At 60.2% G+C, this 11660-nt stretch carries 8 protein-coding genes; 5 read left to right on the plus strand and 3 right to left on the minus strand.

The window, feature by feature from the left end; genetic code table 11:
- Window positions 1-86: 86 nt before the first annotated feature.
- The 5 genes from BV106_RS32000 (at window position 87) to BV106_RS32020 (ending at window position 6394) form a co-directional block, all read left to right on the plus strand.
- Entirely contained in the window at window positions 87-1121 is a 1035-nt protein-coding gene (locus BV106_RS32000; RefSeq protein ID WP_038171744.1) for an imelysin family protein, read from the plus strand.
- Window positions 1122-1142: 21 nt separating this feature from the next.
- Window positions 1143-3476 (plus strand): FTR1 family protein, encoded by a 2334-nt coding sequence (locus BV106_RS36580; protein WP_051946688.1) that lies wholly within the window; start codon window positions 1143-1145, stop codon window positions 3474-3476.
- An 88-nt stretch (window positions 3477-3564) separates the two neighbouring features.
- Entirely contained in the window at window positions 3565-5229 is a 1665-nt protein-coding gene (locus BV106_RS32010) for an altronate dehydratase family protein (protein ID WP_051946692.1), read from the plus strand.
- A gap of 27 nt (window positions 5230-5256) precedes the next feature.
- Window positions 5257-5853, plus strand: coding sequence for a DUF3592 domain-containing protein (locus BV106_RS37845; RefSeq protein ID WP_081892509.1), 597 nt, complete (start codon window positions 5257-5259; stop codon window positions 5851-5853).
- 28 nt (window positions 5854-5881) lie between these two features.
- The gene (locus BV106_RS32020) at window positions 5882-6394 is read left to right on the plus strand and encodes a DUF3592 domain-containing protein (protein WP_265596287.1); all 513 of its coding nucleotides are present in this window, start codon (window positions 5882-5884) and stop codon (window positions 6392-6394) included.
- A 1022-nt stretch (window positions 6395-7416) separates the two neighbouring features.
- On the opposite strand, the gene BV106_RS32025 is transcribed toward BV106_RS32020, so the two are convergent.
- From BV106_RS32025 to BV106_RS39095, 3 genes are all read right to left on the minus strand, one after another.
- Window positions 7417-9981, minus strand: a complete 2565-nt coding sequence (locus BV106_RS32025) for a phospholipase C, phosphocholine-specific (RefSeq protein ID WP_038171748.1) — start codon at window positions 9979-9981, stop codon at window positions 7417-7419.
- A gap of 255 nt (window positions 9982-10236) precedes the next feature.
- Window positions 10237-10677 (minus strand): hypothetical protein, encoded by a 441-nt coding sequence (locus tag BV106_RS32030; protein WP_265596288.1) that lies wholly within the window; start codon window positions 10675-10677, stop codon window positions 10237-10239.
- Window positions 10664-11650, minus strand: a complete 987-nt coding sequence (locus tag BV106_RS39095; RefSeq protein ID WP_265596289.1) for a hypothetical protein — start codon at window positions 11648-11650, stop codon at window positions 10664-10666. Before BV106_RS39095 ends, BV106_RS32030 begins: the two co-directional genes overlap by 14 nt.
- Between the last annotated feature and the right edge of the window lie 10 nt (window positions 11651-11660).

Here is an 11660-nt window from a genome sequence, read left to right on the forward strand (position 1 = left end):
TCTGATCAAGGGCGGGTCAGTTCTTGAGCTTGCACAGAGACGTACCAGAGCCTATGCATTTGATACTCAATCTCATCTATTCCCCTATGAACCGCTACGCCGCTTCTGTCATTCTGGCCGCCTCTTCTGTGCTTGCCCCCACCCTCTCCCATGGGGCTGAGGTGGGTGAGGTGAAATCCTACCTCGTGGACACTCTGGTGAAGGTGAAGGCCGCCTCTGAGGAGTTCGTGAAGAACTCCAGCGAGTACGCCGCCATCCTCAGCGCTGCCGGTGGTCCGGAGAAGGCCTGGGCGACCAAGAAGCCGGAAGTGGCCGCACTGGTGGCAAAAATGCAGGAGAACTACAAAGCGATGGACAGCTTTGGCTATGAGACGGTGGAAGGCATCGTCGCTGGCGTGGACAAGTTCGCCCACTATGATGTGTACCTTGATGCGGGCCTGCCCAAGGACGAAGGGCAGCCGGAGGAGATCTCCCCGCTGAAGCTGACGCTGAGCACCGGTGACGTGATCGACCGTGAAGGCGCCGGGTTCACTTATATCATCGAACCCGCCCTCTGGGGCGGCAACAAGAAGTGGGTGGTGGCCTTTGACCTGGACGGCGACGGCAAGGTGGGCGCACGCGAATCCCTCCCCCGCCCTGAGGTGCTCACCACCGTGGCCGTGGATACCAATGCGAAGATCGGCGAGCTGCTGGCCGATGCCCGCTCCTGGGTGCCGACCGTGGAAGACTGCTACCAGGCCATGGTGGCGATGACGCCCACGCTCTCCGACTACTTTGAGGACTGGAAGGAGTCCCGCTACAGCGAGGAGGCCTCCGGCCGGTTCTTCGCCGTGAGCCGCATCTCAGACATGCAGGGCATCATGAAGAGCTGCGCGGTCATGTACCAGGCAGTGCAGAGCGGGGTGACCGCCAAGGACAAGGCCCTGGGCAAGGCCGTGGACTCCGGGTTCAAAGATATCTTCGCCTTCCTGGACGCGCTGGAGAAGCTTGAGGAGAAGAAGGTGGTCTTCAAGACCGCACAGATCGACGAGCTGGCCGCCCAGGCCAAGGCCAAGACCGACAAGTTGGTGCCCCAGATCAAGCAGGCAGCGGCGCTCGTGGGCGTGCAGGTGGCCGGCTAATTCCTCATTGGTTTGAGTTTCATGAAATATCGCTTCCATGCCGGCTTGATGCGCCGGCTTCTTCCCGCCATGGCCGTGCTGGCCATGGCCCTTCTCCCCCGCGTGCAGGCAGATGTCCTGGACGCTGCGGCGGAGGTCCAGCGCGGCATTGAGTCCGCCATCGTCGAGCTCTACGGCGGTGAAGTCACTCCTGAAACCTGGTCCAGCACCCGCCAGGCGGTGGCAGGTTTTACCTCCAACCTGCAATCTCCCTCCTCCCAGCAGCTCTGGACGGAGGCCAGCCTTCCTGAGGTAGCCCCGGCCACCGCTGAAGCCGGTCAGTTGCTGGGCCAGAGGCAGGCCCTGCTCCAGCATGTGTATGCCCTGGAGATGCTGGACCGCCAGCAGAAGGAACAACTGGAGGCCGCCCGTGAATGGCGGGCCCTCATCCAACTGCCCAAATACGCGGACGCCGTTCAGGGTGTGCTGGCCCTCCAACATGGAAAAGGCGCCCAGCGTGACGCCGTTTCTGCACTGCTCGCCCGTGAGTATCTGGTGTGGCAGACCACGCTGATCCGCGAGAAAACCGACGCCCTGCAGCGGCTCATTCAGCAGAAGCGCAGCACGCCGGAGATGATCGCCACCCGCACCGGTGAGATCCAGACCCTCGCCGCCTTCCCTGCGCCCCTGCTGAAAATTGTTTTACCTGATACCGCCCCGCCCGTGCCGAACATGGCCACATGGCAGGCCCTCACCAAGGCAGACGAGGCCGGGCTGCCCCCCGCCTTTGAAGCCTGGTCCTCCCAGATTCGCCGGGATCTGCCCAATCTACTCACCCCTGAAGACGTCACCCGTCGCGAGCGTCTCCTCATCAAGCTGCTCAAGCTGGTTCCCGTGGAGTACTCCGCTGGTGTGCGTGATGGGGAGATCGTCATCCCCATTGAGTACCGGGAAGCGGAGACCTTCACGATCCAGAGCCGCCAGATTCTGGATGAACTGCGCGCCCCGTGGGAACGCCAACGCGGTGACATCTTCACCCAATACGAACCGGCGCTGCGCGCCTCCATTGAGAAGATGGAAGCCGCCATTCAGGCCAAGTCAGACTCCTCTGTCGTGGACCGCGAGTCGGCCAAGGCCGTGGAGATCCTGGCCGATCATTTCGGCATCAGCCTCCGCCGTCAAGGCAAGGCCTCAGAGGTGATCGCGGAAACAATGCTCGACATTCGCACGCTGCTCTCCGAGTCCCACGCCGCCGCCCGCGCTGGCAAGTGGTCTGACGCGGAGTCCCTCCGCCTCGAGGCCTACACGACCTTCGACCTGGAGATCGAGGCCCGCACCATGCCCCGCGATCCGGATCTGGCGCTGCGTACGGAGAAGCTCTTCCTGGACGGCTCCAAAGGCCAGCCCGGCATCAAGGCCGCGCTCGATGCCCGCGCCAGCGGCCCCGCCCTGGCAGCAGCCTATGAAGCCGCCCTCGCCGGCATGAATGACTGCGGGGCCCTGTTGCAGATGTCCATCTCACCCCTCACCGCCATTTACACCACCATCTCCGTCGTCACTCGCGAGGGCCTGGAGGCGGTCGTCATTCTGGCGGCACTCGTCGCTGGCCTGCGTGGTGGGGAGAACCGCCGCATCCGTCGGAACATCGGTATCGGCGTCTTCGCCGCGCTGCTGGCTTCCGTCGCCACCTTCATCGTGTCCCGGATGATCATCACCTCCCTGAGCCGCTACGGCGAGTCCCTGGAGGCCGTGGTCTCCGTGCTGGCGGTGTTCGTGCTGCTCATCGTCACGAACTGGGTCTTCCACAAGATGTACTGGGTGGAATGGAACGCAAAGCTGCGCAGCCTGACCCGCGCCGTGAACACGGGGGGCGAGACCGCCAGCGCCAACATGGCCATGATCGGCGTCGGCTTCCTCACCATCTACCGCGAGGGGTTTGAGACCGTGTTGTTTCTCCAGTCCCTCCTGCTGGAGGCAGGCCTCCGCCCTGTGCTCATCGGCCTGAGCATCGGTCTGGCCATCGTCAGCGGCATGGGACTTGGCGTGTTTTACATCGGGGCCAAGCTCCCCTACCGCCGCCTGCTGGTCATCACCGGCGTGCTGGTCATCACCGTGCTGGTCACCTTCCTCGGGTCCACCGTCCGCCTGTTCCAGACCGTCGGCTGGCTGCCCATCCACCCCATCACGTGGCTGGACATCCCCACCTGGATGGGCACCTGGCTGGGGCTCTACCCCTCGTTGGAAGGCATGCTGATCCCGCCGCTGGGCCTGGTCTATGTGGGCGGTGCCTGGCTCTGGGTGAAGTGGCGCAGCGCACGCACGCAGGCCGCCCTGGCCAACACCCTCGCCCGCCCTGCCACAGCCGCGGCCCCGTAGCGTCCGCTTCAGACAACACTGCTCCTCGTCGAAGGGAGGGAAACAATGCCTTGGCATTTTCCCTCCCTTCATTTCATCTTGGGGGATCGTGACGACCACCGCCGCCCCTGCCATCCTGCGCATCCACCCTGCTGACGATCTCATCGTCGCCCTCCGCCCGCTTCAGGCCGGGGAGCAAGTCTCCCTGGACGGCCAGGCCTGGACGCTGCGTCATCAGGTCGGTGCCAAGCACAAGTTCGCTGCCCGGGACTTCGCCAAGGATGCGCTGGTCACGATGTACGGCGTGACCGTGGGCCGCACCAAGGTCGCCATCGCCGCCGGGGAACTGGTGCACACGCACAACCTCCAGCACGCCACTGCCGGATTCTCCGGGAAACAACGCGACACGGTCTGGACACCTCCCAGCTTGTCTGACTGGAGCCGTACCACTTTCAACGGATACAAACGCCCTGGGACCCGCGCCGGCACTGCGAACTACTGGCTGGTCATCCCTCTTGTCTTTTGTGAGAACCGCAACCTCGCCTTCATGAAGGAGGCGTTGCAGAGAGCACTGGGCTATGCCCACACCGGACCCTACGAACAATTCGCCCGGGAACTGACGGCACTGCACCAGGGAGGGGCCACCCGGCTGGAAATCGAGGAATCAACGGTTGCCCTGGGATCCCGTCCCCATGCGACTGCGCCTCTCTTTCCTCATGTGGATGGCGTGAAGTTCCTGGAGCACGACATGGGCTGCGGCGGCACACGCCAGGATGCGGAGGCGCTTTGCAACCTGCTCGCGGGCTACGTTGCGCATCCCAATGTCGCCGGAGCCACCGTGCTCAGCCTCGGCTGCCAGCACGCCCAGGTCAGTATGCTGGAGCAGGCGCTGGAGAAGTTCCACCCCGGCCACTCCCGGCCTCTGCATATCTTTGAGCAACAGAAGGCCCTCTCCGAGCAGGACATGATGGCCAGCGCCATCAAGACCACCTTCCTGGGCATGCGGGATGCCAATGAACTCCAGCGCGAACCCTGCCCGGTGAGTGATCTGGTGGTGGGCGTGGAGTGCGGCGGCAGCGACGGGTTCTCCGGCATTTCCGCGAACCCTGCCATTGGCCACACCGCCGACCTCCTGGTAGCCCTGGGCGCCTCCGTGGCCCTCTCCGAGTTTCCGGAGCTCTGCGGCATCGAGCAGGAGCTGAGCGACCGCTGCATCAATGCCGCCCTAGCGGATCGCTTTGTCCACCTCATGCGCACCTATGAGCGCGCCGCTGAAGCGTGCGGCAGCGGCTTCGATGCCAACCCCTCGCCCGGCAACATTCGCGACGGCCTCATCACCGACGCCATCAAGTCTGCCGGGGCCGCGAAGAAAGGCGGCACCTCCCCGATCACCGATGTGCTGGACTATGCCGAGCCCATCACCAAGCCCGGGCTCTCCCTCGTCTGCACCCCGGGCAACGATGTGGAATCCACCACCGCCATCGCCGGAGCCGGTTGCACCGTCATCCTCTTCTCCACCGGCCTCGGTACCCCCACGGGCAATCCCATCTGCCCCACCCTCAAGATCGCCACCAACACCGAGCTGGCCCAGCGCATGGGTGACGTCATCGACTTCGACACCGGCCCCATCATCCGCGGCGAGAAGAGCGTCCTCACCATGGGTGAGGAGTTACTGACCTTGACCCTCGACACCGCCAGCGGCATCACCGTGCCCAAGGCCGTGTCACTGGGCCAGGATGATTTCATTCCCTGGAAGCGCGGGGTGTCGTTGTAAGGAATAGCGCCCCCCAAAAGAGGAAGCATGAAACAACAGTCTCCTACTTCTTCAAGCAAGAGCCCGAGCTGGCTGCCCTTTGCGCTGTTCGGCGTTTTTGCCTGCGCAGTATTCGGCCTAGGCTCTTACAAGATCGTGCGCTCAGCCCATGGCATGCTCCAGGCCGTACGCGCTCAGTCTTGGCAGGAAGGTTCTGCCCGCGTGCTGGAAGCGAAAATGGTTCCCAAAAAGAAAACACGAAGAAAAGGAAGTTGGCGCATCAACGACACCGTTCAGGTGCACTACCAATTTCAAGCCCTTGGTAGGACCTATCACGGAAACACCATCCATATTGAATACGATGGCTACCAGCCCAAGGAAAAGCATTCCCAGATTTTTGCCAGACTTAAAGCCGCGCGACAGGTCCGGGTATTCTACAATCCCGAGCACCCAGATCAAAACGCGCTCTCCAGGGGAGTGAATGAGGTCTTGATTCAGCAATTTTGCATCGGGCTCATCTTGATCCTGTTTGCAGGTTTGATATCACTTGTATTGATCGGACCCTTTACGCGACGGTGGTACTTTGCACCCCGTATGGTGGTGATCCCGAGCAATGGTGCTTCTCGAAGATCCAGGGACCGATAAGTTCAACGAGCAAAATCAACCCGCCTTGATGACCTCCCTGTCCACTGCTTCCATTGTCTTCGCCCTGCTGAGCTTCGCTTTGGCTGGGTTTGGCGTGCGAATCCTCGCACGTCACGGTCAGAGAATCCTCCTCAGCATCCGGGCAAAACGCTGGCCTCACACTCACGCCACTATCGAGGAATCGCAGATCGTGCGGGTCTCTCAAACCCAAGATCGAGGACATTTCGTGCAAGTGCGCTATCTCTATGAAGTGGGTGGCATCAGCCACGAGGGAAACAGCATTCATCCCTGCTATGGACGAATGGACTACACCCCCTCCAGCACATTGTACGAGCTCAAGCGTGGCAATACGGTTCGCGTTTACCATGACCCCAATTGTCCCTCACGCAGCACGCTCAGCGTGGGTTTCCATCTGGCCTCTCTGCTCCCTGTCCTGGGTGGGTTGTTTGCGATTGTCCCAGCCTTGGGATTTGCCGCATGGGGCTGCATCATGCTTGCCGGGTTGTCCATGAACATCGAAGTATTGGTCGTCGAGTGGTGAATGAAGCGGGTTGGTCCGTGGATTGCGCGCTATTGTGCGACGCGCTGACTGACGTTCCGGGGACGGGAAACTCAGGGGCATGGGGGAGCGTACGCTTCCAGCGTGCCGTCTACTGCATCTTGCAGAAGCCCTCAGTCAAACGTCCCATGGTCCCCTCACGCTCCAAGACGCCCTCCACTCCCCAGCACTGCCAACACCTGGCGGCGCAGCCGCTTTGGGACTGCGGTGAGCATCACCGCTTTCGGGACGGCTGGTGAGGTGTTCTCACCGTGAGACAGTCAGCGGAGGCTTGTTTGCTTCGGTCGGGATCTCTCATTGTTCGACTGACGTTCCCGGCAGGCACGCAAGATGCGTGCGCCCCCCCAAACTTCCCGGCACAGACTGCTCAAAGGCAACTGGGGAGCGAACGCTTCCAACGTGCCATCTTCTGCATCTTGCAGAAGACTCAGGATTGCGACATGGAAAAACTCTAAGCTTCCAGTCCGACATCGCGACGCCGTCAATGTCCCATTCGTCGCATTCCACCGCCGCCAACATCCCCCTTCCACACTCAACCTCTCCCCTCCGCACGCCCAAGAGCCGGGACGGCTCTTCTACCTTCTCTGTGGCGGATCTTCGTACACACTTGGATGCCTCGATCCCTCATCGGGAAGTTGGCATATCGACTTTGACGATCTGATGGTGGCCCAGGCCAGATTGCCCGATGCCGGAGGCATCAAAGCCATTAGCCGGACGGTTGAAGGAGCGTGGCGACTGATACCTCCGGAAGCGCAGATTCAGTATTGCATCCCGGAGCGGATGCCAGCGACATGCCCTCCGGCATCCAACTTCCCCGCTTCACTGCTCCGATTTCGATCGATTGTCGATGCCGAAAGGGATATGTACCACAGCCCAAGGTTGCCGAGCTTCGAGCGAGGCTACCTTGGGTACACCGGGCGGATCCGGTCAGGTGGGGAGGCCGTAGCCGCGCACTCCCCCCATCATACCCTCCACCCCCACGACGCACTCCTCGAACCACGCTGTCACACCACATTCGATGCCTCGCCACCTCTCCCCCGACCGATCGCAGGATCACTCAAGCCTGGCTCGCCGTTCTCAATCCGGCCAGCGTACCGTCTGCTGAATCCCTCAACACCCTCCACCGTCACGCTGAAGTCATACCAACGATCACTCGCCGCAAAGTCCAACACCATGCGAACGCCCTGCCCGGGAGCCAGGGCATACTCACTCGCCGCCTCCGCCCCCACGTGATGGGTCAACCTCACTTTCATTTCGCGGGAGGACTCGCGGTTGACCGCTTGCAACACTCCCCTTCCCGTCGGCTTGCCCGCCTGCCTGCCACCGTCGCCGCCACTCCGTTCCGCATCAAACCCAACCTCCACCGCGGGGCCATCCAACGCACCACGAAACTCGCGATAGAACCCATTCGGGCCATAGGCTCGGAGGTGGTATTGCTCGAATTCAAACGCGCTCAATTTCCACGCATAAGACACCCGGTCCCCCGCGCTCACCGCGAACGACCAGCGGCGGCCTTTTTCAAACGGAGGCTCGGTTTCCCCAAGAGCCGGGTCCTCTTCCGGGCCATAGTTCCCAGGTGCGAACACTTGAAACGCCGCCCCGGCGGCCTTCGGGCCAAAGGTCTGATTCCCGGCCTCAAATGTTACTTCAAAGGTGCCCGCCTTTCGATCCACACGCCCGTCCGCCTTCAATTCATAAGGGAGCGCACAGGATGCCCGCTGCCCCTTCTCCTGTCTCGCGAGCAGGAGTGACTCCGTCGGCTTGCTCCGAACCTCCTCGATCTCCTCGGCACTCAGGCTGCGGAAAGATTCCGGCAATCCCTTGTACTGGCTTCGATGAATCTGCTCCACCACCCCATCCCGCTTCAGTGCCTCGGGGTTCGCCGCGCCGTCCTCGGGTAATTTCCTAAACGCCGAGGTGAGGTCGCCACAGATCGCGCGCCGCCATGGGCTGATGTTGGTCTCCGTGATCGTCTTTCCGGACATGTTGTGCACGAACACCTCCAGAAACTGGAGGACGGATGTGTGGTCAAACACTTGGGAGCAGACGTTCCCGCCCCGCGACCAAGGTGAGGCAATCACCATCGGCACCCGGTAGCCCAGCCCAATGGCATGCCCCAGGTCATCGAACTCCAGGGTCGTGTCCATCCCCTTCGACGCCGCCCCCGTAGCAGGCTGCTCTGTGTGCGGGGGGACAAAGGTTGGGACGTGATCGTAGTACCCGTCGTTCTCGTCATAGGTGAGGATGAACACCGTCTTCTTCCACACTTCCGGATTCTGCGTCAGGATGTCCAGCACCTCCGAGACATACCAAGCCCCATACCATGGCGCTGAGGGGTGATCTGAAAACACCTCAGGAGCCGCCAGCCAGGACACCGCGGGCAGCTTGCCCTCCGTCACGTCTTTGCGGAACTGGAACAACACATCCCCGGCTGGCACCTTCACCTCACGCTCTTCCTCGCCTTCGCGGTAGCGCAGCGTTTCCATCTCCCGATGCTGCGGGTCCGCCGTATTCGTGACGAACGCGCGCTCATGGAGGCTCCGTTGCTTCGGCGTCAGCGCGGCGTAGCCCTCTGGCGTGTATTGCGCGATCTCCGCCTCCAGTTTGGCCAGTTCCGCACGCCGCCGCGCAGCCAGTTTCTCCGCCTTGGCCGCTTCTTCTGGTGAAGGGGGCGGAGGCATCTCCATGGCGGCAGCCAGCAGCCCTCGCAGTTCTTCCGCACGTTTCCTGACAAACGTCATGCGCGCCGGATGAAAGCGCAGATGATACTGGGAGAAGTATTCCAGGGGATTGTCCCCAAAGTTGCACAACCAGGGCTCCGCCTCATGATCCAGCCCGGTGGGGATGTAGAGTTCGTTTTGGTAGAACTTCCACGAGATCCCCTGTTCCTCCAGCCGCTCCGGAAAGGTGGGCCAGTCCGCAGATGAGTCGTGGTCGATTTGATAGTTCTCCACCCGGACCTCTGCGGAGGGATCCCGTGGATCGCGATTGGTCCCCGTCCAGAGGAACAACCGGTTGGGAGTGGTGCACGACTGGATCGAAGAGAAGTGCTGATCGCAGACCGTGAAGGCATCCGCAAAGGCATAATAAAAGGGCACATCCCGCCGGTCATAGTATCCCAGCGTTAGCGGCATGTCCGCGTAATCCTTCACCCGTGACCGCTTCTCGTACAGCCACTGGTCATGCTTGCCCTTGTTGGTCGCCGCCACCTGGGACATGCGATCATGCGGCAGATCCCTCATCCAGGTGGACTTGGTCTCATGAATGTTCAGTCCAAACGGCGCATACGTCTTGCCCTGCCTGTCCGTCTGCAGCCACACCGGATTCCCTCCCGGCGTCTCCACCGCCCGGGGGTCGTCAAAGCCCCGCACCCCGCGCAGCGTCCCATAGACATGGTCAAAGGAGCGGTTCTCCTGCATGAGAATCACCACATGCTCTGCATCCGCGAACGTGCTCCCCTCAGCCGGTTCAATGCTCAGCGCCTTCAGAAGCGAGTCCGGAAGAGAAAACGAGCCCAGCCCACCCGCAAGGGTAGCCGCCCGCTGAATAAACGCCCGTCGTGTCTGCATTAAGAGCAAATGTCGTCGAATCGAGAAGTGTGACGCGGAGACCTCACTTACAACGGGCAAGGGCAAATTCTTAGCCTGGCTGGAGAATCCCCAGATCACCGACTACATATGCCCGACCCCGATTCACACCAAACCGAGCCTCGGTGCCGGAAGACGTGTTCAAATCCTTTCTTTCCTAATAGCCTGTACAATTGTACTTCAGCCTGTCTCGTTGCACCCCAATCCGTTGCCACGGCCTGCTATGGGTTGTCACGTTTAGTCGAGACAAGCTGCTTCCTCCACGTGAACAGCTCCGCTGCTGCGAATAAGGTATTCTAGCGCTCCCCAAGCGAACGGAGCACCCTCGACTTCGACCAGAATCTCGAACGATTGATCATTTAGAACTCGACCGTCGAGCCAATACCAAGTTCGATTTTTTGGCTCAAACCAGTAAAGCCAACCGTCCAAGTCCCAATCATCGTCCTCTGTAACAGGACTCGAAAAGCTCTGGATAAAGATACCAGGCAGCGTTGCGGTCCACTCTTCTACCGTAGGCCACTGATCTCCGCCAAACTTCAGCACGCAAGTCAACACATCTTTACAATAAGCCAATTTTTCTTCTGATTCGGAATCGCAATAAGCAATAAATTTTGCAGAAAGACCGTCAACCGTTTCAGGGGGGTGATCAAACCGTTCAAGCTCTTCAAGGGTAGTCATATCGTCCAGAGTTTTGCCTCACGTACTTCATCATCTCCTCAATGTGGCTAGCTCTAAGGCCATATTGGTCCGGAAATGCTCGGTCAACTTTTAGGGGACTCAAAGGAAATTGTTTTACCTGGCTTTCTTTAACCGCATCCCTTCTCAAGATGTCCAAAAATCTCCGGTTTACCTCAAATGACTTTATTGCAGGTGCATATTCTCCATCTGCCACCTTCCTCAGCCAATATGTGACGGCTCTAGATTTGTCACCAAAATTCAAAAATAACATCCTTTCTGGACTCAGAACTGAGACTGTCCCACCCGCCCCAAGGCCATCGACTCCACTTAAGACAATACGGGTATTGGCTGGACTGTCCAAAGACTCCACCCGATAGACACGAACCCAGTCACTTCCTTCTTGGGCTGTCTTGAGTGCATTCGCGATTGGCGGACGGCTATAAGGACCAATATTCCCGAACTCATCCATCGGGGCCAACAATGGTCCCGGGCGACCAGGATATCCGTTGCCAGGCGCAATTTGCCCCGTGAACCCGCCAGGAAGCGAGGGCTCACGTGCCGCCACCGCCCTCACTGCGTCATCGACTATGCCCGCCACCTTGGATTCGACCTTGACAACCGTGAATGGCTTGGTCTCGCCGGCGCCAATAAAGAAACTACCAACATTTAGGGTCGTATAAGTAATGCGATACGCCAAAGTATTTCCCTCCCCGCCACTAAAGTCATTGAGAAATCTCTTCTCAAACTCAGCTTGCCCGGGGACGACGTAATGCGGCGTCGGTGTAGGTGACAACATCATTCCGGTTCTAAAAAGCCCCTCCAATCGCTGCCGATGACGATCATTGGAGACCCTAAGATCCTTTGCTGATAGAAATGGAATAATCGAGCTATCGAGGGTCAGATAACCAACGGACGTACACAAGTCGCGCGTGAAATTCCAAATTGCATCGATCACCGGACCGTTTGAATCCATCCCCAAATAA

This window comes from Verrucomicrobium sp. BvORR106 (assembly GCF_000739655.1).
GTDB lineage: Bacteria > Verrucomicrobiota > Verrucomicrobiia > Verrucomicrobiales > Verrucomicrobiaceae > Verrucomicrobium.

Excerpts from the sequence above, each read along its gene's own strand:
- BV106_RS32000 (WP_038171744.1), top strand. The coding sequence starts at position 87 with ATGAACCGCTACGCCGCTTCTGTCATTCTGGCCGCCTCTTCTGTGCTT.
- BV106_RS36580 (WP_051946688.1), top strand. The coding sequence starts at position 1,143 with ATGAAATATCGCTTCCATGCCGGCTTGATGCGCCGGCTTCTTCCCGCC.
- BV106_RS37845 (WP_081892509.1), top strand. The coding sequence starts at position 5,257 with ATGAAACAACAGTCTCCTACTTCTTCAAGCAAGAGCCCGAGCTGGCTG.
- BV106_RS32020 (WP_265596287.1), top strand. The coding sequence starts at position 5,882 with ATGACCTCCCTGTCCACTGCTTCCATTGTCTTCGCCCTGCTGAGCTTC.
- BV106_RS32025 (WP_038171748.1), bottom strand. The coding sequence starts at position 9,981 with ATGCAGACACGACGGGCGTTTATTCAGCGGGCGGCTACCCTTGCGGGT.
- BV106_RS32030 (WP_265596288.1), bottom strand. The coding sequence starts at position 10,677 with ATGACTACCCTTGAAGAGCTTGAACGGTTTGATCACCCCCCTGAAACG.
- BV106_RS39095 (WP_265596289.1), bottom strand. The coding sequence starts at position 11,650 with ATGGATTCAAACGGTCCGGTGATCGATGCAATTTGGAATTTCACGCGC.